24 protein-coding genes and 2 pseudogenes are annotated in these 24,857 nt (G+C 70.7%); 14 read left to right on the top strand and 12 right to left on the bottom strand.

Translation table 11 applies throughout. From position 1 onward, the window contains the following. Nucleotides 1-3: 3 nt before the first annotated feature. The 3 genes and pseudogenes from AB0M79_RS30545 to AB0M79_RS30555 all read left to right on the top strand — a co-directional run. Nucleotides 4-276, top strand: a pseudogene (locus tag AB0M79_RS30545) (LysE family transporter); the annotation flags it as partial. 52 nt (nt 277-328) lie between these two features. Further along, a complete protein-coding gene (locus AB0M79_RS30550) occupies nt 329-607 on the top strand; it encodes a substrate-binding domain-containing protein (RefSeq protein WP_364220391.1) in 279 nt (92 codons plus the stop codon). Between the two features lie 604 nt (nt 608-1,211). After that, the gene (locus AB0M79_RS30555; RefSeq protein WP_364220394.1) at nt 1,212-3,626 is read left to right on the top strand and encodes a carbohydrate-binding module family 20 domain-containing protein; all 2,415 of its coding nucleotides are present in this window, start codon (nt 1,212-1,214) and stop codon (nt 3,624-3,626) included. 175 nt (nt 3,627-3,801) lie between these two features. Here the strand turns inward: AB0M79_RS30555 and rocD are convergent, their stop codons facing one another. From rocD to AB0M79_RS30590, 7 genes are all read right to left on the bottom strand, one after another. Beyond that, nucleotides 3,802-5,016, bottom strand: a complete 1,215-nt coding sequence (gene rocD / locus AB0M79_RS30560) for an ornithine--oxo-acid transaminase (RefSeq protein WP_364220397.1) — start codon at nt 5,014-5,016, stop codon at nt 3,802-3,804. Beyond that, nucleotides 5,013-5,876, bottom strand: a complete 864-nt coding sequence (gene ddaH, locus AB0M79_RS30565) for a dimethylargininase (protein WP_364220400.1) — start codon at nt 5,874-5,876, stop codon at nt 5,013-5,015. Before ddaH ends, rocD begins: the two co-directional genes overlap by 4 nt. Continuing rightward, nucleotides 5,873-7,402 carry an argininosuccinate lyase gene (gene argH, locus AB0M79_RS30570; protein WP_364220403.1) on the bottom strand — a complete coding sequence of 510 codons (1,530 nt, stop codon included), beginning with the start codon at nt 7,400-7,402 and terminating at the stop codon, nt 5,873-5,875. The genes ddaH and argH overlap by 4 nt, the downstream gene beginning before the upstream one ends. Beyond that, a complete protein-coding gene (locus AB0M79_RS30575) occupies nt 7,399-8,301 on the bottom strand; it encodes an arginase family protein (RefSeq protein ID WP_357534491.1) in 903 nt (300 codons plus the stop codon). The genes argH and AB0M79_RS30575 overlap by 4 nt, the downstream gene beginning before the upstream one ends. Nucleotides 8,302-8,335: 34 nt before the next feature. Then, nucleotides 8,336-9,127 (bottom strand): amino acid ABC transporter ATP-binding protein, encoded by a 792-nt coding sequence (locus AB0M79_RS30580; RefSeq protein ID WP_364220406.1) that lies wholly within the window; start codon nt 9,125-9,127, stop codon nt 8,336-8,338. Then, a complete protein-coding gene (locus tag AB0M79_RS30585) occupies nt 9,124-10,047 on the bottom strand; it encodes an amino acid ABC transporter permease (RefSeq protein ID WP_364220409.1) in 924 nt (307 codons plus the stop codon). The genes AB0M79_RS30580 and AB0M79_RS30585 overlap by 4 nt, the downstream gene beginning before the upstream one ends. 89 nt (nt 10,048-10,136) lie before the next feature. Continuing rightward, nucleotides 10,137-11,726: a PucR family transcriptional regulator ligand-binding domain-containing protein gene (locus AB0M79_RS30590; RefSeq protein WP_364220412.1), complete on the bottom strand. Its 1,590-nt coding sequence runs from the start codon at nt 11,724-11,726 to the stop codon at nt 10,137-10,139. A gap of 208 nt (nt 11,727-11,934) precedes the next feature. Here AB0M79_RS30590 and AB0M79_RS30595 point away from each other — a divergent pair, with 208 nt between their 5' ends. From AB0M79_RS30595 to AB0M79_RS30610, 4 genes are read left to right on the top strand one after another with little or no spacing between them, the layout of a single operon-like run. Next, nucleotides 11,935-12,837 (top strand): ABC transporter substrate-binding protein, encoded by a 903-nt coding sequence (locus AB0M79_RS30595; protein ID WP_364220415.1) that lies wholly within the window; start codon nt 11,935-11,937, stop codon nt 12,835-12,837. Between the two features lies 1 nt (nt 12,838). Next, nucleotides 12,839-14,056 (top strand): amidohydrolase family protein, encoded by a 1,218-nt coding sequence (locus AB0M79_RS30600; protein WP_364220417.1) that lies wholly within the window; start codon nt 12,839-12,841, stop codon nt 14,054-14,056. Then, nucleotides 14,053-15,087, top strand: coding sequence for an NAD(P)H-quinone oxidoreductase (locus AB0M79_RS30605; protein WP_364220420.1), 1,035 nt, complete (start codon nt 14,053-14,055; stop codon nt 15,085-15,087). The genes AB0M79_RS30600 and AB0M79_RS30605 overlap by 4 nt, the downstream gene beginning before the upstream one ends. Next, complete coding sequence (locus AB0M79_RS30610) at nt 15,084-16,091, top strand: LLM class flavin-dependent oxidoreductase (RefSeq protein ID WP_364220423.1); 1,008 nt, start codon at nt 15,084-15,086, stop codon at nt 16,089-16,091. The genes AB0M79_RS30605 and AB0M79_RS30610 overlap by 4 nt, the downstream gene beginning before the upstream one ends. 62 nt (nt 16,092-16,153) lie before the next feature. Here the strand turns inward: AB0M79_RS30610 and AB0M79_RS30615 are convergent, their stop codons facing one another. Then, nucleotides 16,154-16,288, bottom strand: coding sequence for a hypothetical protein (locus tag AB0M79_RS30615; protein ID WP_364220543.1), 135 nt, complete (start codon nt 16,286-16,288; stop codon nt 16,154-16,156). 33 nt (nt 16,289-16,321) lie between these two features. Here AB0M79_RS30615 and AB0M79_RS30620 point away from each other — a divergent pair, with 33 nt between their 5' ends. After that, nucleotides 16,322-16,948: a DUF2625 family protein gene (locus AB0M79_RS30620; RefSeq protein WP_364220426.1), complete on the top strand. Its 627-nt coding sequence runs from the start codon at nt 16,322-16,324 to the stop codon at nt 16,946-16,948. Nucleotides 16,949-16,976: 28 nt separating this feature from the next. Here AB0M79_RS30620 and AB0M79_RS30625 read toward each other — a convergent pair. Next, nucleotides 16,977-17,148, bottom strand: a pseudogene (locus AB0M79_RS30625) (M23 family metallopeptidase); the annotation flags it as partial. A gap of 513 nt (nt 17,149-17,661) precedes the next feature. Here AB0M79_RS30625 and AB0M79_RS30630 point away from each other — a divergent pair. After that, nucleotides 17,662-17,874 (top strand): hypothetical protein, encoded by a 213-nt coding sequence (locus AB0M79_RS30630; RefSeq protein WP_364220429.1) that lies wholly within the window; start codon nt 17,662-17,664, stop codon nt 17,872-17,874. Between the two features lie 153 nt (nt 17,875-18,027). Here AB0M79_RS30630 and AB0M79_RS30635 read toward each other — a convergent pair whose 3' ends face one another. From AB0M79_RS30635 to pdxY, 3 genes are all read right to left on the bottom strand, one after another. Next, on the bottom strand, nt 18,028-18,297 hold the full coding sequence (locus tag AB0M79_RS30635) for a hypothetical protein (protein ID WP_364220432.1): 270 nt from the start codon (nt 18,295-18,297) through the stop codon (nt 18,028-18,030). A 142-nt stretch (nt 18,298-18,439) separates the two neighbouring features. After that, nucleotides 18,440-19,564 (bottom strand): hypothetical protein, encoded by a 1,125-nt coding sequence (locus AB0M79_RS30640; RefSeq protein ID WP_364220435.1) that lies wholly within the window; start codon nt 19,562-19,564, stop codon nt 18,440-18,442. A gap of 647 nt (nt 19,565-20,211) precedes the next feature. Next, the gene (pdxY, locus tag AB0M79_RS30645) at nt 20,212-21,063 is read right to left on the bottom strand and encodes a pyridoxal kinase PdxY (protein ID WP_364220438.1); all 852 of its coding nucleotides are present in this window, start codon (nt 21,061-21,063) and stop codon (nt 20,212-20,214) included. 12 nt (nt 21,064-21,075) lie between these two features. Between pdxY and AB0M79_RS30650 the strand changes: the two genes are divergently transcribed. From AB0M79_RS30650 to AB0M79_RS30670, 5 genes are all read left to right on the top strand, one after another. Continuing rightward, nucleotides 21,076-21,279, top strand: a complete 204-nt coding sequence (locus AB0M79_RS30650) for a hypothetical protein (RefSeq protein ID WP_364220441.1) — start codon at nt 21,076-21,078, stop codon at nt 21,277-21,279. Between the two features lie 137 nt (nt 21,280-21,416). Beyond that, a complete protein-coding gene (locus AB0M79_RS30655) occupies nt 21,417-22,604 on the top strand; it encodes a hypothetical protein (RefSeq protein WP_364220444.1) in 1,188 nt (395 codons plus the stop codon). Between the two features lie 274 nt (nt 22,605-22,878). Then, complete coding sequence (locus AB0M79_RS30660) at nt 22,879-23,703, top strand: hypothetical protein (RefSeq protein WP_364220447.1); 825 nt, start codon at nt 22,879-22,881, stop codon at nt 23,701-23,703. A 5-nt stretch (nt 23,704-23,708) separates the two neighbouring features. Next, entirely contained in the window at nt 23,709-24,104 is a 396-nt protein-coding gene (locus AB0M79_RS30665; protein WP_364220450.1) for a GntR family transcriptional regulator, read from the top strand. Between the two features lies 1 nt (nt 24,105). Beyond that, nucleotides 24,106-24,729, top strand: coding sequence for a GPP34 family phosphoprotein (locus AB0M79_RS30670; RefSeq protein ID WP_364220453.1), 624 nt, complete (start codon nt 24,106-24,108; stop codon nt 24,727-24,729). Nucleotides 24,730-24,857: the final 128 nt, after the last annotated feature.

The following is a 24,857-nucleotide window of genomic DNA, read 5'->3' on the forward strand; positions in this document are numbered from 1 at the left end:
TGGGTGATCCTCGGTACGGTCACCGGGATCTACGTGCACGCGACTCTCGCAGCCGTCGGCCTCGCCGCGCTGGTGCTGCGCTCGTCGCAGGCGTTCTGGATCGTGAAGCTGGTCGGCGCGGGCTATCTGGTCGGGCTCGGCCTGTGGCTGCTCTGGTCGGCGACCCGCCGCCGGCACCCGACCGACTCGGCCACGCTGGACGACCTGTCCACCCGCCGGCCTCGGCGGTTGCCGTGGCGCGGGCACCACCCGTACCTCCAAGGGCTGCTCGGCAATGTGCTCAACCCCAAGGCTGCCGCCGTGTATCTGACCCTTGCCCCGCAGTTCCTTGACTCTCGACCTGCAGGCGCTGGGCGTTTATCAGGCCGCGCGCACGATCGGGCTGCGTATCCCGGCGGACCTGAGCGTGGTCGGCTTCGACGACCTGCCCATCGCCGCCCTGGTCGATCCGCCGATGACCACCATCCACCAGCCGCTGACCGAGATGGCGGTGGCCGCGGCCGAGTTGGCGCTTGCTCTCGGCCGTGGAGGGGAGGTCCGGCAGGCCGGCGTCGAACTGGCGACCACGCTCACGGTTCGCCAGAGCACCGCCCCTCCCGCTGGCTGACGCCACAGGCGGCGGTGCTGGCCAGGGCGCGGAGCGGGCCAGCTGCGCCACTCCGCACCGCACAGGCCGCGGCCAGCACGGCGATGGCATCCAGCACCCGAGCCGTCGCCGACGTGCGCGAACTGCCCCTTGGCGGCGCAGGGTTGCAAGAGAGTGAAAGGTTTGGATGGGCTTGCGGGCCACAGGAGAGGCTCTGGCGGCCACCGCCACGCGTACCTCCCTTGAACGACGGCCCGGCCCGGCAGGCCCGCACCGCCCAAGCCAGTGCGGGGTGTGGACGCAATCGCTTTGCGAGTTGGGCAGTTGTCGCAGGTCGGGCCGGGAATGTCGGGGCGCCGCCTCGGAGCGGCGCCGGCCACAGGGCAGGGCTCGGCCGTGACCACACGCTGGCATCCGTCTGGCGCGGCGGGCTGCCATCTCGATGTGAGACCGCGCTCGTCTCACATCGTGGCCACCGCAGGCGGGTGAGGGCCAGTTTGCGAGCACGTTTCTGAAATGTTGCCGCAAGCTCTTGCATATCTTGCAAGGCATAGAGCATCCTCGTCGTCAATCGGATGGCCATCCACCCCCGCACCCACCCTCTCCCCCGAAGGTAGGTCCATCCATGCACGCCCCGAAATCGTCGGTGCGCGGCCGTATCGGTCGCCTGCTGCTTGCCGCCGCGCTCGTCGCGACCGGTGGAACAGTTGCGGCTGCCACCACCGCCACGCCCGCCGGTGCCGCCGTCCCCCTCAACGACAGCGAGGTGACGGCCAACCTGTGGCAATGGAACTGGCCGTCGGTCGCGACCGCCTGCACCAACCATCTCGGTCCTGCTGGATACGGCGCGGTCCAGGTGGCCCCGCCGCAGGAGTCGGTCAGCCTTCCGAACAGCGCCGACGGCGTACACCCCTGGTACGAGGTGTACCAGCCGGTGTCGTACCGGCTGGAGAGCCGGTTCGGTAACCGCCAGCAGTTCGCCGCCATGGTCACCGCCTGCCACAACGCCGGGGTACGGGTCTACGTCGACGCGGTGGTCAACCACATGGCCGGGACGAACAACCCGGGCGGAACGCGCGGGTACGCCGGCACCCAGTTCTCCGGCTACAGCTACCCGGCGGTGCCCTACGGCAACGACGACTTCCACCGGCCGGGCGACAACTGCCCGACCAACGGCACGATCAACGACTGGAACAACGAGGCGCAGGTAACGAGCTGCGAACTACTGTCGCTGGCCGACCTCTACACCGAGAAGGACAGCGTCCGTACCAAGATCGCCGCCTACCTGAACGACCTGATCGGTCTCGGCGTCGACGGGTTCCGGGTGGACGCGGTCAAGCACATCAGGAAGGACGACTTCGCCGCCATCCTGGGCAAGCTCGACAACACTGTCGCCGAGGGCAAGCGCCCGTACGTCGCCCAAGAGATCTTCGACGGCGCCAGCAACGACGCTCTCAAGGCACGGGCCTTCATCGGCAACGGCGACGTCCTCGACTTCGCCTACGCCAAGGGCATCAGGTCCGCGTTCCAGGGCTCCATCTCCGCCCTGGCGAACATCCCGAACTGGAACCTCGACGCGCCCGGCGCCAACGTCTTCTCCATGGTCACCAACCACGATCTCGAACGCGACGGCGTCGTCCTGTCCTACAAGAACGGCACCGACTACGTCCTGGCCAACTACTTCGCGCTGGCCTACCCGCACGGCAAACCCTCCGTGTTCGACAGCTTCTCCTGGAACGACCGCAACCAGTCCCCGCCGCACAACGGCAGCGGATACGTCACCGACACCGTCTGCGGCGGCACCTGGAACTGCCTGAGCCAGAGCACCGGCATCAAGGGCATGGTCGGCTGGGCCAACGCCGCCAGGTCCGTCAAGACCGTCTCCAACTTCACCACCGTCAACAGCAACGTCATCGGCTTCCACCGCGGCGACCGGGCCTGGATCGGCATCAACGACTCCGGAAGCCCGGTCACCCACACCTTCGTCACCGGCCTCGCCGACGGCGACTACTGCGATGTCATCTCCGGTGGTGCCGGCGGGTCCGGCTGCACCGGTACCCGGATCACCGTCGCCGGCGGCCGGGCCACCGTGACCATCCCGGCCAACAACGCGGTCGCCGCCCACGTCAACGCCCGGCCCGCCCCCGGCGTCACCGTCAGCACCACGTTCACCGCCACCGCCTCCCTCCAGGCCGGCCAGACCCTGCACCTGGTCGGCAACACCGCCGCCCTCGGCGGCGGCAACACCGCCAACTCCGTTCCACTGACCGGCAACGGCAGCACGTGGACCGCCACCGCCAACCTGCCGGCCAACACCACGGTCTCCTACCGCTACCTGGTCAAGAACGGCTCGACCGTGACCGGGCAGGAAGCAACCGACCGGACCTTCACCACCCCGGCCAGCGGCACCGCGACCCGAAACGACACGTACGTGCCGGGCCCCGTCACCGACGCCATCGCCACCACCTTCACCGTCGCCGCCGCCAGTGGCCAGGACGTCTACGTGGTCGGCAACATCCCCGCCCTCGGCTCCTGGAACCCGGCCGACGCGGTCGAGCTGCCCCGGGACGGCAGCGTCTTCCGGGGCGTCGTCGACCTGCCGAAGTCCACGACGCTGGAGTACAAGTTCATCAAGAAGACCACCGCAGGCGTCGTGACCTGGGAGTCCGGAGCCAATCGGACCCTCACCACCCCGGCGGGCGGCACCCACGCCGTCACCGAGACCTTCCGGGGCGACACCGTCGCCTCGTCGGTCGCCGTCTCCTTCAACGCCAACGCCACCACCCAGTACGGCCAGAACGTCTACGTGGTCGGCAACATCGCCGCCCTCGGCTCCTGGAACCCGGCCAACGCCGTCCCGCTCTCGTCGGCCAGCTACCCCGTGTGGCGGGCGACCGTGAACCTTCCGCCCAACACCGCGGTCGAGTACAAGTACCTCAAGAAGAACCCCGACGGGTCGGTCACCTGGGAGAGCGGCGGTAACCGCCAGCTCACCACCCCGCCCACCGGCACCCACACCAACAACGACACCTGGAAGTAGATCCCCAAGCGTCATGGTGGTTGGCCCCCGCGCCGCGGAGGCCAACCACCATGCCATTTCCGCTCCACGCCCCTGCGGGCGTTGCACACGGCGATACCACGGGCGGTGAGTCTCGGCCCGCAGCGCGCGGACGTCATACGCTCCGCGACTCTTCCGGCGATCGGGTGACCACGGATCAGTTGCCGGGCCGCGCCGCCAGCACCTCGCGCAGCCGGGCCAGCGCCCAGCCGATCTCGTCGTCGGTGGCGACCAGGGGCGGGGCCAGCCGGATGGTGCTGCCGTGGGTGTCCTTGACCAGGACACCCCGCTCGGCGAGCGCCTCGCAGACCTGGCGGCCGGTGCCGACGGCCGGGTCGATGTCGACACCCGCCCAGGCGCCGACCCCGCGTACGGCGGTAACGCCCCGGCCGAGCAGCGCCCGCAGCCCGTCGTGCAGCACCGCGCCGATCCGGCGGGCGGCGGCCTGGTACTCGCCGGTGGCGAGCAGGTCGACGACGGCGGTGCCGACGGCGGCGGCCAGCGGGTTGCCGCCGAATGTGCTGCCGTGCTCGCCCGGTCCGATCAGCCCGAGCACCTCCCGGTTGGAGACCACCGCGGACACCGGCACCACGCCGCCGCCGAGCGCCTTGCCGAGCAGGTAGACGTCGGGGCGTACGCCGGCGAGTTCGCAGGCGAACGTGGCGCCGGTCCGGCCCAGCCCGGACTGGATCTCGTCGGCGACGAACAGGGCGCGGCGGTCGTCGCAGATCCGCCGTACGCCGGCGAGGTAGCCGGCGGACGGCACGACGACGCCGGCCTCGCCCTGGATCGGCTCGACGAGTACTGCGGCGGTCCGCTCCCCCACCGCGGCGTCGAGCGCGTCGAGGTCGTCGTACGGCACGACGGTGAAGCCGGGGGTGAACGGGCCGAAGCCGGCACGGGCCTGCTCGTCGGTGGAGAAGCTGACCACGGTCGTGGTGCGGCCGTGGAAGTTCCCGGCCGCGACCACGATCTCGGCGGTGTCGGCGGGTACGCCCTTGACCTCGTACGCCCACCGGCGGGCGACCTTGACACCGGTCTCGACCGCCTCGGCGCCGGTGTTCATCGGCAGCACCATCTGCATGCCGCACAGGTCGGCGAGTTTGGCGGCGAACGGGCCGAGCCGGTCGTTGTGGAAGGCCCGGCTGGTCAGGGTGGCCCGGTCCAGTTGCGCGCGGGCGGCGGCGAGCAGGGCGGGGTGGCCGTGGCCGAAGTTCAGCGCGGAATAGCCGGCGAGGCAGTCCAGGTAGCGTTTCCCGTCGACGTCGACGACCCAGGCGCCGCGCGCGCTTTCGATGACGACCGGCAGCGGGTGGTAGTTGTGCGCGAGCACGTCGTTTTCGACCTTGATCGCGGCGAGGGTGCGGTTCATCGGCGGATCTCCTGGGTGCAGCACTTGGCGCCGCCGCCGGCCTTGGCCAGTTCCGACAGGTCGACCGGCACCGGCCGGTAGCCGCGGGCGGCGAGCTGGGCGATGAGGTCGGTGGCGGCCTGCGCGACGACCACGTTCTTCCCGTCGGAGACCGAGTTGAGGCCGAAGACGAGGGCGTCGGCCTCGGTGGCGAGGACCGCGTCGGGGAACAGCCGGGCCAGTGTCCGGCGGCTGCCGGTGGAGAACGCCGGCGGGTAGTAGGCGACGTTGTCGTCGTCGAGCACGAACAGCGCGGTGTCGAGGTGGTAGAAGCGCGGGTCGGTGAGCCGCAACGAGACGACCGGCCGGCCGAGGAACTCCTGTGCCTCGCCGTGCGCGGCCGGGTCGGTGCGGAAGCCGGAGCCGGCCAGGATCAGGTCCGCGACGACCGCGAAGTCGCCCTCGCCCTCGTTGGCGTAGCCGGGCAGGAACACCTCGCCGAAGCCGGCGGCGGCGAACCAGGCCCGGTAGGCGGGCGCCTCGGGTTCGCGTACCGGTTCACGGAACCGGGCGCCGTAGACCTGCGAGTCGGCGACCAGGGCGCAGTTGGCGGCGAAGACCATGTCGACCAGCCCCGGTTGCGGTTCGACGAGGTGCACGGTGTGTCCGAGCCGGAGGTAGGTGTCGCGCAGGTCCGCCCATTGCCGGCGGGCCAGGTCCCGGTCGACCGGTACGGACGGGTCCATCCACGGGTTGATCGCGTAGACGACGTCGAAGTGGGTCGGCGGGCACATCAGGTATTCGCGCCGGGTGGCGGTCCGCGCCGCCTGGACGGTGGTCGTGCCCGGTGCGGTGGTCGGGGTCTTCGCGGTCAGGCTCATCCGGCCTCGGTCCCATCGGTGCTGGCCCCGCCGTCGGCGAGGATGGTGTCGATAGCTTCTTCCAGGGCCGTCTCGGCGGCGGTGGTCCGCTGGCGCAGTTCGTCGATCCGGGTCCGGTCGGCGGCCAGCCGGGCGGCGAATTCGGCGTTCTCGCGGCGTACGGCGTCCGGTGCCGGGCCGCCGTAGAGGGTGCGCCGGGCGACGAACCCGCGGGCGTCCATGGCTGCGCCGAACTGCTCCGGGGTCAGGCCGCTGGCCCGGCCGATCACCTGGGTCGCCGCCTCGTCGAGCACGGCGAGCGGGGCGGCGGGCGCGGCCAGTCCGCGTTCGACGCCGAGCCGGACGAAGACGCCGACGATCTGGTGGGCGTGCCGCCAGTCCAGGCCGGTGTGCCGGACGAGGGCGGACGCGACGTCGGTGACCTGGGCCCAGTGCGCGCCGGCCTGCGCGGCCATCCGTGCGGTGTCGACACGCAGGTCGGCGAGGATCTGCGCGGCGTCGCCGACCTTGGCGGTGATCGCGGCGCACATCGACCAGATCGCCTGCTGCGAGTAGCGCCGTTCCATGATCGGGAAACCGGTCGGGCCACGCTCGGCGGTGATCACGCCGACCAGGGCGGCGAGCGCCTGGGTGGCCACCGATTTGACGTCCTCCAGCGCGTCGGGGTTCTTCTTCTGCGGCATGATGCTGCTGGTGCCGCAGAACCGGTCGGGCAGTTCGACGTACGCGAACTCGGACGTCGACCACAGGTAGAGGTCGTCGGCGAGCCGGGCCAGGGTGGCGCCGACGGTGGCGAGCAGGGCCGCCGCCTCCATCTCCAGGTCGTGGCTGAGGATGGCGTCCATCGTGTGCGGCAGCGGGGCGTCGAAGCCGAGCAGGTCGGCGACCCGGTGCCGGTCGAGCGGCAGGTCGCTGCCGGTCAGGATGGCGGCGCCGGCCGGTGACAGGTTGAGCCGGCCGTGGAAGCCGAGCAGCCGTTCGGTGTCGCGGGCGAAGGCGCGTTCGAACATGGTCGCCCAGTGGGCGAACGTCGTCGGCTGGGCGTGCTGGCCGTGGGTGTAGCCGGGCATCACCGTGTCGGCGTGGGTGTCGGCGAGGTCGAGCAGCACGGCGCGCAGGTCGGCCAGCGCCGGCAGCATCGAGTGCAGGTACCAGCGGATCGTCATCCGGCGGGCCACCTCGATCAGGTCGCCGGAACTGCGGCCGAGGTGCAGCCGCCCACCGAGGTCGGCGCCGATCGTGCGGATCAGGTACTGCTCACCGGAGTGCATGCCGCCGCCGGCCTCGATGCGGGCGGCGGCGACGCCGCCGGCCTCCATGCCGCGCAACGCGGCGAGGATGGCCCGGCCCGCGGCCGGGTCGAGCAGCCCCCGCTCGGTGAGCATGACGGCGTGGGCCTTGTCGAAGGCGTGGATCGCGGGCAGCGAGTCGCCGAGCAGTTCGGTGCGGTGCGCCTGGAGGTGCGGCAACTGCTCCTCGGTCAGCCGTACCCCGGTGCCGCGAAAGCCCTGGTATTCGCCGCTCATCGCCGGTCCGCGCCGGAGCCGAAGACCGCGAAGTGGAAGAGCAGGTACGCGGCGAGGGTGGCGGTCGTCGAGGTGTTGTCGTCGGTGAGCGGGTTGACCTCGGTGACCGCGAGCGCGTCACAGTGCGGGGCCAGCAGCCGCACCGCTTCCAGGGCCTCGCCGGAGGTGAGGCCACCGGGTTCGTGGGCGCCGGCGCCGGGCGCGAAGGCCGGGTCGATCGCGTCGATGTCGAACGACAGGAAGACGTGGTCGGCGCCGGACACCCGGTCGAGGATCTGCTCGACGGCGGAGACCGGGCCGAGCGCCTGGAACTCGCGGGCGGTGATGTGGGTCAGGCCGCTCTTGCGCTTGAACTCCGCCGACGACGGGAAGTTGAAGTGCCGTACGGCGACCTGAATGCAGTCCTCGGCGTTGATCCGGTCGAGTTCGAGGCTGCGCCGCATGCCGCTGGACTGGCTGACCCGGCCCTGGAAACGGTTGTGGTCGAGCAGGTCCAGGTGCGCGTCGAAGTGGATCACCGCCACGCGGCCGGGCAGGGCGTCGTGCACGCCCCGGGCGACCGGGAACAGCACCGAGTCGTCGCCGCCGATCATGATCGGCGTACGGCCGGCGCGCAGCGACTCGGCGACGGAGGTGGAGCAGGCGTCGAGGGTGGCGTCGATGTCGTGCCCGACCACGTCGACGTCGCCGCGGTCGCGCAGCAGGTCGTCGCCGACCTCGTGGACCGAGTCGGTCTCCAGCGAGTAGATGGCGCCGTCCTCGATCCGCTGGGTGATCCAGCGCAGGGCGTCGCGGATCCGGCCGGGCGCGTAGCGCGAGCCCGGCCAGCCCAGGGTGGAGCCCCCGTCGAAGGGGACCCCCCACAGGTCGAACTTGCGCGGTTGCTGACGACGTGGCATTGCTGACCTCTCGCGGGTGGTGTGGGGTGTGCTCTCAGCCGAGGACGCGGGAGAGAAATTCCTTGGTCCGGGGGTGCTGGGGGGCGCTGACGACGTCGCGCGGCGGGCCGGACTCGACCACGATGCCGTCGTCCATGAAGACGAGGGTGTCGCCCACCTCGCGGGCGAAGCCGACCTCGTGGGTGACGACGATCATGGTCATGCCGTCGCCGGCGAGCGCCTTCATCACGTCCAGGACCTCGCCGACCAGTTCCGGGTCCAGGGCCGAGGTCGGCTCGTCGAAGAGCATCAGGTACGGCTCCATGGCCAGCGCCCGGGCGATGGCGACCCGCTGCTGCTGGCCACCGCTGAGCTGGCCGGGGTACGCGTCGTACTTGTCGGACAGGCCGACCCGGTCGAGCAGCCGGCGGGCGGCGGCGTGGGCGTCGGAGCGGTTGCGTTTCAGGGCCCGCATCGGCCCCTCGACGACGTTGCCGACGGCGGTCATGTGCGGGAAGAGGTTGAACCGCTGGAAGACCATGCCGATGCCGCGCCGCTGCCGGGCGATCTCGCGTTCGCGCAGCTCGTACAGCTTGCCGTCGCGCAGCTTGTGGCCGACGAGTTCGTCTCGTACCCACAGCTCACCGCCGTCGACCCGCTCCAGCTGGTTGATGCAGCGCAGGAACGTCGACTTGCCGGAGCCCGACGGACCCATGACGCACAACACCTCGCCGGTGCGTACCTGCAGGGACACGCCGCGCAGGACGTGGACCGGACCGAACGACTTGTGGAGGTCGATGGCGCGCACGACCGGCGTCGCACCCCGCTCCGTCTGCGGCTGGCTCACTGCTCCGGGGCTCCCTTCAACCGGCGCCCGATCGACCGGGCCTTGCGGGTCGGTGTGGACTGGAAGCCCCGGCCGAACCGGCGCTCGACGAAGTGCTGGATGACGCTGAGCACGGAGACCACCGCCAGGTACCAGATGGCCGCGACGATCAGCAGTTCGATCACCCGGTTGTTGGAGTAGTAGATGAACTCGGCCGTTTCCAGCATTTCGCCGTACGTGATGACGGCGGCGAGCGACGACATCTTCAGCGTGCTGATGAACTCGTTGCCCAGCGGCGGCAGGATGACCCGCATCGCCTGCGGCAGCACGATCCGGCGGCGGATCTGGTTGGGGGTGAGGCTGATCGCCTGGGCGGCCTCGATCTGGCCCTTGTCGACCGAGAGGATGCCGGCCCGGACCAGTTCTGCGGTGTAGGCGCTCATGTTGATGCCGAGGCCGAGCAGGGCGGCCATGAACGGCGTCATCACGTCGATCATGCGGGCCTCGAACGGGCCGAAGCCAACGGTCGGGAAGACCAGCGCTAGGTTGTACCAGATCAGCAGCTGGAGCAGGACCGGGATGCCGCGGAAGAGCCAGATGTAGCCGAAGGCGACCGTACGGGTCACCGGGTTCGCCGACATCCGCATCACCGCGACGAGTACGCCGAGGACGATGGCCAGGGCCATCGAGCAGAGCGTGATGATGATCGTGTTCTGCAGGCCGTGCAGGATCGCCGAGGCGGTCAGGTAGCGACCGACGACCGACCATTCGATGCCGCCCTGGGCGAAGGCCCGGACGAGCAGCGCGACCAACACGATCACGACCGCCGCCGAGACCCACCGGCCGTAGTGCCGCAGCGGCACCCTGGGCAGCCCGGCCAGTTGCCCCGGCCCGGGTGGTGGCGCGGCGGTGGTGGTGCCACCGCGTCCAGTGCTCGTCATCGCGTCTCCTGTCTGTGCTTTCGCCGAGTCTCACCGGGCCGGCGGGGCGCCGGTACCTGACACCGGGTCCAGTCACCGGACCGGGGGCGCTACTTCCTGTCCTGCCCCCGCCCACCGGATCGGTCCGGTGCCGGTCCGGCGAAGTCGTCGGTGTCGGCCGCGCTGTCGGCCAGCAGTGCGAGCCAGAGCTCCATGCGGCCGTACGCCGAACCGAGGTCGCGGCCGGTGACCTGCTCGATCCGGTCGATCCGGGCGCGCAGGGTGTGCCGGTGGATGCCGAGTTCGGCGGCGGTCTCGTTCCAGTGGCCGTTGTGCGCCAGGAAGGAGCGCAGGCTGGCCAGCAGGGCACCCTCGCGCCCCCGGTCGTGCTGCTGCAGCGGTCCGAGCACCCTGCGGACGAACCCGGCCAGCGCCTGCGGCGACTGGGCCCGGAAGAGCATGTGCAGCGCCTCCAGGTCGTCGAACCGGGTCACGGCGCGCCGTTCGGCCCGGCCGACCTCGGCGGCGTGGGTGGCCGCCCGGTACGACAGCCCGACCTGCTCGACCGGCACCACGTCACCGAGGCCGAGCGGCACCATCGGGCGTACCGAGGCCAGTTCGGCCAGGGCCGCGGTGGCCCGGTCGGAGGCGTCGGTGAGCACCGCCACCCGGGCCTGGCGGCCGGCGTCCTGGGCGACGACCGCGCCGGGCAGGCCGGCCTCGGACATCAGTTCGTTGACGTCGTCGCAGACCCGGCCGGCCCGGTCGGCGGCACACAGGTAGACGGCGACCCGCACCGCCGTCGGGTCGAGTTCCCAGGCGGTGGCGTGCTGGCCGGCCACCTGGTCGGTGACGGCGCCGCGCAGGATCTGGGCCAGCGGGTCGGCGCGCAGCCGCCGGACCTGCCGGGTGGCGGCCTGCGAGCGTTCCATCTCCAGCGACAGCAGGGCCACGGCGCCGGCCAGCACCATCCGGCTGTAGTCGCTGGACCGGCCGGGTACGCCGGCGACCAGGAAGCCGCGCATCCGGCCCCGGGCGCCGAGCGTGTGGATCGCCACCGACTCGGTCGGGCCGACCACCGAACCGCTGGAGCGGATGCCCCGTTCCCGGGCCCGCATCACGTCGGGCAGTAGCGCCGGCAGGCGGTCGGCGGCCTGCGGCGGGAAGGCCCGTACGACGTTGGCGGCCAGGTCGGTCAGGACCGCCCAGCCGCCGACGGCACGGGCGGTCGCGGCGACGATCCCGCCCCGGCCGGACTCCACCGCGGCGGCGGTCAGCGCCTGCTGGGCGTCGAACGCGCGGGCGATGGTGTCGTAGCGTTCCGCGGCGAGCAGGTTCGACACGCCCTCGGAGATCGCCACGTACGGGGCGTCGACCGGCACTTCGAGCACTGGCAGCCCGCGTTGTGCGGCGGCCCGGATCAGCGGCTCGGGCACCTGGGCGTGGCCGAGCCCGATGCCGAAGCCGAGCCCGGCCAGGCCGGCGTCGGCCAGCCGGTGGACGTACGGCTCGAACTGCTCCGGTTGTTCGATCTTGAGTCCGGTGGTGAGCAGCAGTTCGCCGCCGCGCAGCCACGGAGTCGGGTCGACGGTTTCGCTGACATGCACCCAGCGCACCTCGTTGCCGAGCCCGGCATCGCCGGCAACCACCCGCAGATTCAGGTCCGGCAACGCCAGGACCTGCGCAATCGTCACGGTCACGGGAACATCCCACCCCCTTCACCGTTGACCACTATTGCGCGAGTGTGACATCGCCGTGAAGTACAGTCCGGGCAGCGGCGACTGGACAAGCGGTCCCCTTCCGGTGCTTGCGTCGCTGCTTGAAAACTGGGGCCACGTTGCCGAGGGGACCGGTGGCGGATGTGCGGCGTGGGTGCCAACGACCACCCGCCGACCCGGAGGAGAAACTGTGAAGAAGCGAGCCATATGGGTGGGCGCGGTCGTGGCCGCGACACTGCTCGCCGGATGTGGCGGCGGCAGCGACGCCGACGCCCCGGCGACCGACCAGTCCGACAATCCGCTGAACGCGATGCTGCCGAAGTCGATCCGCGACGCCGGTGAACTCCGGGTGGGCAACAGCCCGGTCTATCCCCCCATGTCCTACCTGCCGGAGGGCACCGAGGACAAGGAGAAACGACAGGGCTTCGACGTCGACCTGGCCCGGGCCATCGGCGAGAAACTCGGCCTCAAGGTGACCTTCGTGACGCAGGAGTACGAGCAGTACATCCCGTCGCTGGCCACCGGCCGCATCGACGTGGTCGAGTCGGCGATGCAGGACCTCGAGTCGCGCCGGGAGACCGTCGACTTCGTCGACTACTACACCACCGGGCCGCAACTGTTCACGCTGGCCGCCAACGCGGCGCGGTTCCCGACCGAGGCCGACGTGTGCGGCGCGAAGGTCGCCGTCGACAGCGGCGACACCGGCTACCGCAACGCGCTGACCACCTTCAGCCAGCAGGTGTGCGCACCGGCCGGTAAGCCGCCGGTGCAGGAACTGACCACCAACGGCACCGCCGACGCGCTCCTCCAGTTGCAGCAGGGCCGGGCCGATGTCGGCATCCGGGGCGCCGAGTCGATCCGTTACGTCACCAACGAGCAGGAACCGGGCAAGTACGCCCTGATCGGCAAGCCGATCGCGGAGATCCCGGTCGGGATCGCGGTCAGCAAGCGGCAGAACGAACTGCGGGACGCCGTGGCCGCAGCCCTGAAGGCCCTGATGGATGACGGCACCTACGCCCAGATCGGCGAGAAGTGGGGTCTGTCGGACATCCTCCGGCCGGCCGTGACCATCAACGGGCAGCCGGCGAGCTGACGTGGGCCGCACCATCCTGCGCGGGGGAACCGTGCTGACCCCGCGCCCGGCCGGCACCGGTGACGTCGTGATCACCGGACGCGACATCCTGGAGGTCGGGCCGACCGGTCCGGCCTCCGGGCCGGCCCCGCTGCCCGGGGCGACCGTGGTCGACTGCGCCGGACTGCTCGTCGTGCCCGGCGTCGTCGACGGCCACCTGCACGTCCTCGGCGGGGGCGGCGGCTCCGGCTACCACACGCGAATCCCCGAACTGCCCGCCGACGTGATCGTCGAGGCCGGCACCACCACCTGCGTCGGCATGCCGGGCGTCGACCCGATCACCCGCAACCCCGAGGCGCTGCTCGCCCGCACGTACGCGCTGCCGGTCACCGGCCCGCGCGCCCGGGCGATGGCCGGCGGCTTCCACTGGCCGCCGCCGACCGCCACCGGGTCGGTGCTGCGCGACCTGCACCTGCTCCCGCACCTCGTCGGCGTCAAGATCGCCCTGTACGAGCACCGGGCCACCGCCCCCGGACCGGCCGAACTCGCCCGGCTGCTGCGCGAACTCGAATGGGCCGCCGGGGCGACCGGCAAGGGCTGCCTGCTGCACGTGCACCTCGGCACCGGCGCCGGCGACCCGGACCTGCTCCCCCGGGCACTCGACGAATCCGGAGCGGATCCGCGCCGGCTCCAGGTCACCCACGCCAACTACACCACCGGCACCCTCGCCCTGGCCACCCGCCTGGGCGGCCTCGGCTGCTGGGTCGACGTCAACCCGCTGATCAACCCGGACCGGATCGCCGGCGCGGTCGCCCCGGTCGACGCCGTCGCGGCGCTGCTGGCCGGGGGCATACCCGCCGACCGGCTCACGCTCAGCAGCGACGGCAACGCCTCGGTGCCGCCTACGCTGCCGGACGGCACCACCGAACCGTTCGCGTACCGGGTCGAACTGCTGCCCACCGTACGGGCACTGACCGCCGCCGGTGTGCTCGACCTGCCCGACGCGCTGGCCCTGGTGACCGCCAACCCGGCCGCCGCGCTACGCCTCGACGGCGACGGCCCGGCCGGCCCCGGCGGCCTCGGCACACTACGTGCGGGCGGCCCCGCCGACATCGCCGTGCTCGACCCCGACCTGCGGGTCCGGCACGTGTTCCGCGACGGTGAGCACCTGGTCCGCGACGGCCGGGCCGTCGCCCCGGACCCGTTCCGCCCGCCGCACCGGCCGGACCCGGCGCCGTGACCGGGCAGCCGATGCGGCAGGTGCTGTTCACGCCCGACGGAGCCGACGCACCGACCGGCCCGACCGGCAGCCAGCCGGCGCCGCGACCGGTCTGGCACGAGGCACCGGTCCCGGCCCCGGCCGGCGGGCAGGTGCTCGTCGCGGTGCACGCGGCCGGACTCAACCGCGCCGACCTGCTGCAACGCGACGCCGACTACACCCCGCCGCCCGGCGAGTCGGCCGTACCCGGGCTGGAGTGCGCCGGCACCGTCGCCGCGGTCGGCCCGGACGTCACCGGCTGGCGGGTCGGGGACCGGGTCTGCGCGCTGCTCGGCAGCGGCGCGTACGCCACCCACGCGCTCGTGCCCCAGGGGCAACTGCTGCCCGTGCCCGCCGGGTGGACGACCACCGACGCGGCCATGCTGCCGGAGGCGCTGGCGACCGCCTGGTGGAACCTGCGGATGGTCGCCGGCGTACGCCCCGGCGACCGGGTACTCGTCCACGCCGCCAACTCCGGCGTCGGCACCACCGCCGTCAAGGTCGCCCAGGCGCTCGGCGCCACCGTCGCCGGCACCGTACGCGGCCAGGTGCTCGCCGACGCCGTACGCGGGCTCGGCGCCGACCCGGTCGTGGACTCCACCGCCCCGGACGCCGCCGACGAACTGCGCCGACTGGCACCGGACGGCTTCGACGTCGTACTCGACCTCGTCGGCGCCGCGGTCGCCGGACTGACCCTCGCCGGCCTGCGTACCGGCGGCCGGTGGCTCAGCGTCGGTGTCCTCGGTGGCGACGAGGTGCCGCTGAGCCTGCGTACGGTGATCCGCCGCCGGCTGGTCGTCACCGGCGGCTCGCTGCGCAGCCTGCCCCCGGCCGAGAAGGCCGCCATCATCGCCGACCTGCGCCGGGCCGCCCCGTGGGCCGGGCCGGTCGACCTGCGGCCGGTCGTCGCCGCCCGCTACCCCGCCGCCCGCGTCGCCGCCGCCCTGGAACATCTGGAACGCGGCGGACTGCTCGGCAAGATCGTGCTGACCGACTTCGAGGAGATCGCGTGACCCCGTCCCCCAACCCCGTCGGCCTGGCGCTCGGCTACGACCCGACGGTCACCGTACGGCAGATGGCCGACTCGGCCGCCGCCGCCGAACGGGCCGGCTTCGACACCGCCTTCTTCTCCGAGACGCTGTTCACCAACCGCGACTCGGTCTCGGCCCTGGCCGCGTTCGGGCTGGCCACGCATCGGGTCGCGCTCGGCGCGACGCAGGTCGTCCGGCTACGCAGCCCGCTGGTGATGGCGCAGTCCGCCGCCACCCTCGACGAACTCAGCGGCGGCCGGCTGGTCCTGGTCCTGGGCGCCTTCACCGCCAAGCACGCGGCCCGCAACGGCCGGCCGCTGACCGATCCGGTGACCACGCTGCGCGAGTACGTCGAGTCGATCCGCGCCCTGCTCACCGGCGAACCGGTCAGCTACCACGGCGAGGTCGTGCGGCTCGACGACGTCGCGCTGAACTTCAAACCGGTACGCCCCGACATCCCGATCTGGATCGCCGCCGCCAGCCGCAAGGGGCTGGTCAACGCCGCGTCGATCGGCGACGGGGTGCTGCTGGACGCCGGCACCTCGCCGGAGTACTCGGCGAACGCGGTCGCGCTGCTGCGCGAAAGCGCCGAACGGGCCGGCCGCGACCCGGACGGCCTCGCCGTCGCCCAACTGATCAACACCTCGATCGAGGACGACCGGGACACGGCGGTCGAGGCGATCCGCTGGGAGGTGGCGACGAAGTTCAAGTACGCCTCCACCCCGAAGGCCAAGATGTCGGTCGGCGAGCCCACCATCGACCCGGCCGACCTGCCCCGGTTCGCCGAGGCGTACGCGTCGGGCGGCGAGGCGGCGCTGCAGCGGGTGCTGCCGGAGCGGTACGTCACCTCGCTGACCGCGACCGGCACCGTCGACGACGTACGGGCCCGGGTCGACGCCTACCGGGCGGCGGGCGTCACGATGCCACTGGTCCGCCCGGCCGCCCCGCACCAACTCGACAAGCTCCTGAGCACGTTCGGGAGTTGACGTGATCGTCTGCGGCTCAGGCGTTCCGCACCCGGCGTGTCGGGCGTCCGAGCCGCAGACGATCAAGCCGGCCCGGGTGCGCCGCCGGCAGCCGTCACCTCGGTCAGGCGCCAGGCGGCGTTGATCAGGCCGATGTCGGAGAGCGCCTGCGGGTGGTCGCCGAGCCGCCGCCCGGTCGCCAGGCAGCGCATGGTCAAGGTGGGATTCGGAGCCTGTGGGAAGCTCCCTGGATGAGCGAGTCGGCTTGGCCCGAGGTGTCGGCGGCGGTGGCGGCAGCGCCGTATCCCGCCGAGGTACTGCCTCCGGATCCTGCGGCGGCGGAACGCTGCCTGACGGCCCTCGGGATGTCCACGCGGTCGTGGTTGGGTGCGGTCGTGGCGCACTCGGGCGGCTTGCTGGTTGACCACGGCTGGCTACGGGTGTTGGGCAGCGGCAGCGGTCGTCTGCCAGATGTCGTCACCGAGGCGAATCCGGCCGTGGGCGTGCTGGTCGTGGGGCATGACGTTCTGGGCGGGCAGTTCGCCTGGTTGCAGCCCGAGCCGGGGGTTCCGCCTACGGTCCACTACTTCGGGCCGGACGACCTTGGCTGGCAGGACCTTGAACAGGGATATGCCGACTGGCTGCACGCGGTGTTGTCCGGATCCCTGACGGCGTTCTATGAGACGTTGCGCTGGCCCGGCTGGCAGGCTGAGGTCTCGGACCTGCTGCTTGATCAGGGAATACACACCTGGCCGCCGCCCTGTACCGTCGAAGGTAAGGACTTGGGCGTCGTGTCGCGGAATGCGATTCCGATGACAGAGTTGGTGTCGTTCCACCACGAGATGGCGCGGCAGTTGGGTCAGCCGGATCCAGCATGACGTGTTCGTCCTCCTTCCAGGAACTGCGCGCGCCGGCGTCACTGGCATCGCTGCGTACGTGGAGCTCGAAGTGCTGGTGTGGGCCCCCTGGAGTGGCCAGTGGAGCCGACGAGCCCGATGGGTTGACCTGCCGCGACCTGCTGATCGACGGCGACCATGGGTGGCTGGTTCATGTGGCAGTAGCAGATCAGGATCCCGCCTGTACCCCGTCAGCCCTGACCCCGGCTCACGGTGCCGCGGGCTGCGTTTGCTTTGTGGCCTGCTAAGCAGGGCTGTCACCGTCGCCCCCATACCCTACGCGGCGGACCTTCTGAATCTGTCTGCGAGAACTGGAGCCATTCGTAAGCAAGTTTCAGGGCCAACTCGGGCCGTTCTGCATGATCAATGTAGGTGAGTTCGAGAGCCACCCAGTGCGAGCCAGACGTCGCCAGCGGTGGCTCTCAAACTCAGCAAAACCGAGGTCAGAGCCCGGCACCCGGCTGGAGCGGAGCGGGAACCTAATCCTGTGATGGCTCGGCTTGGTCACCCTCTCGCTGAAGGAAGGCAAGTAGGTCGGCCGCATGGGGCAACCGGATCGGTGGAGTCAGCTCTCGCATGGCGAGGAGACCCGCGATCGGACCGCGACGCACGGCCGTGCCCACGGCCTGCTGGTCCTCAAGCGACAACGACTGCCAGGTCTGCCTGGCCGCGCACATGCTGCAGAGCCTGCCGACGTGCTCAGCGTCGGCGACCGAACATCGCGTCGTACAGCCGGGACAAGTGAAGTGGAACATGATCGGATCATGCGACCAACGCATCCGGGCCAGCAACCGCTGCAAGTGGTGGACAACCCCTCCGGCAACCACACCATCAGCTACGAGTACGTGCCCAACGGGGCGCTATCGATCACCAAACTGTCCCTCGTACCGATTGATCCGCTGCCATGACAGACGGAAAAGACTGTCGGCGGCGGACGTCGTGGCGGTTGGTTACGCCGGGAACCACGCTGTCTCTATGCGCTCGGCTGTACGCCTACCTGCCGCTGGCGCAACACCCAGCGCCATGGTGCCGTCGGGATCCTCGTCGGGCGCAGGCGGCCGTCATGCTTCGTCGATCGGCAGTCCGACGTCGCCGAGGCTGTTCAGCAGCCGATCCCGTGCGGCGTCGAGACGACCTGCGTAGTCCGGCATAAAGACCTCGACCAGCGAGGTTTCCAAGGTGCCAGCGATCTGATGCAGCGGCGACCACACCGCACGGTCCTGATTCACCAGGCTGTCGAACTCCTCGGTTCCCATCCGGTGGTACAGCCAGTCCGACAACACCAGCGCCTGATCCCGGGTGAGCTTGATCCTGAAGTCGTCGTCGGCCACGTCGCGCAGGCTACCCCCGATCAACCACCATGGATTTTCGGTGGCCGGCGCACCAGCCGGGGTGACCACGTCGCAGGCACTGACGAGGCCACCGTCGCGGGTCAGCGTCGACCGAGACCATGCGCGGGCGGATCCTGACGCGTCATTCCTCTTCCGGCGACGTCTGGTCGGGTGACCATCGTCCCAGGTACACAGCCGGTTTGCCCTCGGTAGCCGCGTCGGCGAGCAGCACCGCATCGTCCAGGATGCGGTGCATGACCGGCACCGGCAGGTGTGGGTTGGCGGCGGCCGCTTCGCCCGTTGACGGGTCGTCGAACAGTTCGAGTACCCGACCGGGTGACAGCCGTGGGTCATCGGCCGTCCGCTGCCGCACCAGGGGATGCGTGTCGTGGCTGATCCGCTCGACGAGCTCTGGCGCGGCTTCGGGGTCGAGGACCGCCAGGGCCCTGGCCTGCGGGTTCGGTGAGCCTGCCAGCCGGGCCAGCCCGGTGCGCTGGAACCTGGGGTGGTGCAGCAGGCGACCTCGGTTCATCGTCGTGGCCTCGAGATACGTGTTGAGGACCGTTTCGGGGTCGACGTGCGAATTGTGCTCGCACAGCAACAGCCGGACCGCGAAGTCGTCGTCGGTGGCAAGCACGGCTACGAGGTCGGGCGTCAGGTGTGTGTTACAGGCGATGCTGCGGCGTAGGCCGATGTGCGCCGAGAAGACGCAGCGGCGTTGCACCTGCGGGTCTCTAGTGTCTGTTGCCCAACGGGCGGGCCGGATCCGGTCGTCGCGCCCGACGTGGTAGTCGATCGCCGCGCGTTGCTCTTCACTGAGCTCGGGGCGCATCGACACGGCAAGCCGGACTTCGGGCGAGGGGTCCACCGCGAGCCGGGCAACGAGGTCGCCGGGCAGCCTGGCATCGGTGGCGGCGGTGACGCGTGCCCATTTGTTGTGGTCGCCGGCCCGGGCCTCGGCCTCCTGACGCTCCAGCGGCGGCTCGTCGGCCGGCGCTGGTGACGGTCCGGCCGGCCACAGTCGGGCGCGTAGGTCTTGCGGCAGCCACGGGCTTTCGGCCAAGAGCAGTTCGAGGTTCGGGTTCCGTTCGAGTAGCCGTTCGTACGCCCACACGGGCAGTGTCGGCTGCTGCTGCGTCCATGTCCACGTGACGAGGCAGTCGGGCCCTGCCGCAAGGACGCGCAGCACACCAGGTTCTGGATCCTCGACCAGCCTGGCCCGCTGCTCGGGCGTGACGTGCACCGCCTGGGCCAGCAGTTCGCGCACCTTACGGTTGGGATTCGTGGCCACCGCCTCGAATTGCTCGTCGGTCCACTTCTTACGGAAGGTCAGGGTGAAACCGATCTCCTTCGACTGCTCGTCGACGAGCCGCCGCAGCAGCTCGGCGGGGATGGCAGGATTGCGGGCCAGGCCGCGCAGCCGGGCTCGGGCGGGCTTGTCGTAGCGGGCGAGGAACGCGTCGTTGGCGTACAGCGGAGCCTCCGGATCGGTCGTTCAACCGGCGAGAAGCCACCGTAGAAGACGAGCACACAGCTCAACAGGGCCGCGCGGCCGAGTGATCCGCCTCGTTGCCGGCGGTAGGCTGGCGCTGGTCGCTATCCGCGTCCGCGTCCGCGTCCTTCTGTCGCGTCCGTGCTGCGCCCCATCACGACGGTAGGACCGGCCGACGTCCAGCCATGCCAGCGGCGCTGGCCGTCACCCTTTCCGGAAATGGGCGTCTGACCTGCGTTGTGAGTCACCCTCTGACTGCGAGCAGTACCTGAGCCTCGCGGCTGATCTCCGCCATCACCCGAGACTATCGGCAGAGCCCGCGCCGCACGACCACGCACATCAACGGACATCCCCGCCGACATCGCCATCCGCAGCCACCCTCGACATCGCCGGCTCCCGACGGCGCTCGGACCGGGCCGGGCTCAGCGCACCTGTTCGGTGGAGAACTGCATCCTCGGCGCGGCATAGAACTCCTGAGCCTGCACCAGACGGAGTTCGCGTTCGCCGGACCGGTAGGTGGTCTCGATCAGATCGAACACGCTGGAGGCCGTACGTTCCAGCGACACCGCCGCATCCTTGGTCGCGACGTAGTGGGCGGTGAACAGGGCGGCGGTCACGTCACCGGACCCGTTCGCCTTGAACGGCAGGTGCGGGGTGGTGACGAGCCAGGCGCCGGCGCCGTCCACGACGAGCATCTCGATCGTGCCCTCCTCCCGGTCCGGGCGCTCCACGCTCGTGACCAGCACGGTCGAGGGACCCATGGCCCGGGCGAGGTCGGCCGAGGCGAGGGTCGACTCGATACTCGCCGGCTCGGTGCCGGTCAGAAATCCCAACTCGAACTGGTTGGGAGTGATGATGTCGGCCACCGGCACGACGCGGTCCCGCAGCAGGTGGGGAATCTCCGGCGCGGTGAAGCATCCCGACCTGGCGTTGCCCATGACCGGATCGCACGCATAGACGGCCGAGGGGTTCGCGGCCTTCACCCGGCGCACGACGTCAACGATGACGTCACCGATGCCCACGCTGCCCTGGTACCCGGACAGCACGACGTCGACCTGCGGGAACACTCCGCGCTCCTCCACACCGAGGAGAATCTCGGCCACATCCGGCGGTGGGATGAGCGGCCCCCGCCACGCACCGTAGCCCGTGTGGTTGGAGAAGTTCACCGTGGGAACCGGGACGACCTCGACACCGATACGCTGCAACGGGAAGACGGCCGCAGAGTTCCCCACATGGCCGTGGGCGACCGCTGACTGGATGGACAGAACCTTCATCCCCCCAGCCAGTTGGACAGGTTCCTGTATGAGGAAGGCCGGGACGTCGAGCTACGGCGGCGTGCCGAGCGCGGTGACAAGACCGCCTTGTATTTTCTCGTTCGCCTGCTTCGCGCCCAAGGAGAGCAGATGGTCGCCCAACAGGCAGTCGCCGACATCGACGCGACGGACATCTACGCTATCGAACTGGCGAACCAGCCACTGGCAGACGGGTAAGGCTGGGAACGAACTTGTCCCGACCGCCAGTCATGGCGCGCGGTTGGCGGCAGAAGCGGATCTCGTGCTGATCCGCCGTCGATCACCGTCGGTATGTATGCTGGTCGCGAAGCGCGTCCGCCGGTTAAGGTCGCCACGTGTCATTCCCCCTGCGCTGGCGCCTGCTCGATGAGGGGACCGGCGCCACCATCATCGACTGCACGGACATCGAGGGGCTCTTCGTCGACCGCGTGTTCCCGCGCGAGCCGCTGTACGAGCGCTACACCCTGTTGAGCTGCGCGCCGTCCGGACCGCTTCTCGCCGCGACCGACGGCACGGGGCCGACCTGGTTCGGCAACTTCGTCGTCGAGGGCGCACACGTCCCCGGCCGGCCAGCGAGCGAAAGGTGCGAGGACCAGTGCCGGGAGTGCTTCGAGAACACCGAGGAACTGCTCGACGTCCGGGTCGTCGGCCACCGGCCCGCCAGGGATGGGTCCGGTCTGCTTGACATCGACCTCGAAGGCCATCGCCGCGACGACGACAACAATCGTGGCGGCACCATCGCGCCCCCTGTCGTCGGTTACCGGCTGTTCGCGTGGTCGACGGCGAACGGATCCAGCGAGGAAACGCCGGCCGGCGGGTGCCGTGACATCGCCGGCCTGTTTCACCAGCGGCCGGACAGCTGGCCGCCTGGTCCGCCGTTGACCTTGCTGGGCTGCCGTCGCCGGCTCAGCGGGTCGTTCGAGGCCGAACTGGCCCACGTACGCGTCGACGGCACGGCCCACACGATGGGCTGGGGACAACGCGTGATCGGAAGCGTCGTCGCCACGCGCCCGTCCACCCTCGGCGCCGACCTTGTCGATGTCATGTTGGACGCGCGGATCCCGGAGCCGATGGCGACCAACGACCGCCCACTGTGGGACATGTGGCGCGCTGGCGGCCCGACGGAGCCCAACCTTTGGGCGAACCTCGATCGCAGTGACCGCTACCTCTGGGTACGTGCAGCCGCAGTCCACCGCAGCCATGCTCCGGACAAGCCAGCGGGCACGGTGTATCACCTGGACGGACGCTACGTCACTGACTTCGACGCCTTCTTCTGTGCGATCGGGGAGGCGGTCAACGGCCCCGGGGGCTGGTTCGGCGGCGATCTGTTCTGGCTACACGAGAACGCCGCCACCGGCGACGGCGGCGCGACCCCCGGCTTCCGCATGATCTGGTACAACTCCGAGGTCGCCCGCACCCACCTGGTCCCCGGCTACGACCGCAAGAGCTGGCTGCCCGCCGTCACCTTCGACGACCTGGTCCGCTACCTCACCGAGGACGGCGTCCAGCTCGAACTACGCTGATGGGCCACCGGTGAATCGGGGCATGCCGCCCACCTGACCGGTACAGGCACATATGACCATCCGCAGATTCCGGCCACACAGCGCGACCGCACGCACTCATGGGCACGAACGGACGCTGACCGAGCGCGCGCTCGGCGGCATGTGCGCGCACCTGATCAAGCAGTCACGGGCGCTTGGAGCCCGCGCAGGACCGGCGTCGGTGCCTCGAGCCGGCTTGACTTGTCGCAAAGCTTGACGCACTCTTTTGAGACAAGAGTTGCGACAAGGGGATGTCATGTCGGAGAGAACCTTGCCGGCTGCTGGCCCGCCGATGCGTCCGGCGGACCTTGACCGGGCCGGCGCGTGGTTGGCCGGGCACGGCCTGGCCGACGTCCGGCCGACACCGTTACTGGCGACGCGTCTGGCGGTCCGGCGACGTACCCGGCTCGCCGCTTCCGTCCTGCTGGCCGCGTTCATCCTGGCGGTTGCCCTCACCTACGTCGGCGGCATGGTTGACGGGTCCGGGAACCGGCGCTGGTTGCTGCTGGTGTTGACGGCGCTGGTGGTCGGGTTGGTGCTGGCCCAGTGGTTGCTGGACTGGTGGGTGCGGCGGGTCGACCGGCGCGCCGGTGCGACGTTGCAGCGACGGGCGGCTCACCCGGTCCGGCTCGGCTGGCGTACCGTGCTCGGCTGGCCGCGTGCCGCGTTCGCGGCCGCCACGTTCGCGGGCGCGACGGCGCTGGCGATCGGCGCCCTGACACTGCGCAACTCCACCGCGAGGTACGCGGCGGTCATCCTGCTCATCGGGCTGTGCGGGCTCGCGGTCGGCATTGTCGTCCAGCTGCGCCATGTTCTGACGCACCCGGTCGTGGCCGACGACGAGGTCTCGCTGACCGCCGATGTCATCATGCGGGTCGAGGACGCCCGGGTCGGCGCCGTGCCGACGTCGGTGTGGTCGGTGTGGTCGCTGCCGGTGGTGTCGGTGTTCAGCACCGCATTCGGGTGGTGGAACGCTGCCTGGATCGTCTTCATCGTCCTGAGCGTCATCGCGCAGGCCCTGATCGAGGCGCGGACCGCGCGGATCGCCATGGTGGCGCGGCACGTCATGAGCGCACCGTGAACCGAATGATCGTCATCGACGCGGCCTCGCCCGTCCCGCCGTTTGAGCAGCTTCGTGCTCAGCTCGCCCGGCAGATCCAGGATCACACGCTCGCCGTGGGCACCCGGCTGCCGACGATCCGTCGTCTGGCCGCAGACCTTGGCTTGGCCGTCAACACCGTCGGCCGGGCCTACCGGGAGCTGGAGGAGGCAGGATTGATCGAGACTCGCGGATCAGCCGGTTCGTTCGTGTCCGCGGCCGGCGAGAAGGGACGCGAACGGGCGAGTCGCGCCGCCGCCGAGTACGCCGCCGTCATCGCCAGCCTCGGCATCGACGCCAACGAGGCCGTCCGCATCGTCCAAGCGGCGCTGACCAGGGGCATCGCGGTATCCCCTGCCACCCGCGACCCGAAAGAAGCCTGACATGGCCGTACCCCACAGCCTCCCCCAGCGCATCTTCCTGCTGGCCTACAACCCGGACAAGGGCAGGGTCGACCTGGGCACCAGCCTGGGGGCCATGCTCCGCGCCGCGGCCCTCGCCGACCTTCTCCGGGGCGGCCACCTCACCGACGAACGCGGCCGCGCCGCCATCGACGTCCGGCACCCCTGCCACGATCCCGTCCTTGACGCGCTCCTCGAAGAGATCGCCGGCTCCAGGCCACACACCTGGCAGTCCTGGATCGGCCACAGGCAGCGCGCCACTGTCCGAGCGACACGCCAGCAACTCAACGATGGCGGCTGGGTCCACCTCCAACCCCACAAAGTTCTCGGGCTGTTCCCCACCACCAAGGTGACCGTCCGCGACCCCCGCGTCCGCAAGGATCTCCTCGACCGGGTCAACACCGCCCTGCGCAAACCCATCGGCAGCATCGACCCCGCCGACGCCGCACTCGTGGCCATCATCGCCGCCGCCGACCTCAACCTCGTCCTCGACCGTAAGACCAGACGCGCCAACAAACAGCGCATCCAGGAACTCACCAAGCTGAGCGGACCGATCGGCCCTGCCCTGCGCAAATCGATCCAGGCCGCTGCGATCGGTGAGGTTTGAGCAGTGGGAGTGGCACGTCGTGGAGGTCGAGACCGGCTTCCGCCCAACGTGTCGGCCGGTGCGACACCGCGACCGGAGTTCGACCCGGTGTGGGACCACGCTCAACGAGCGCCCGCTGCACGGCACAG

The organism is Polymorphospora sp. NPDC051019 (genome assembly GCF_040683055.1).
Taxonomy (GTDB): Bacteria; Actinomycetota; Actinomycetes; order Mycobacteriales; family Micromonosporaceae; genus Polymorphospora; species Polymorphospora lycopeni.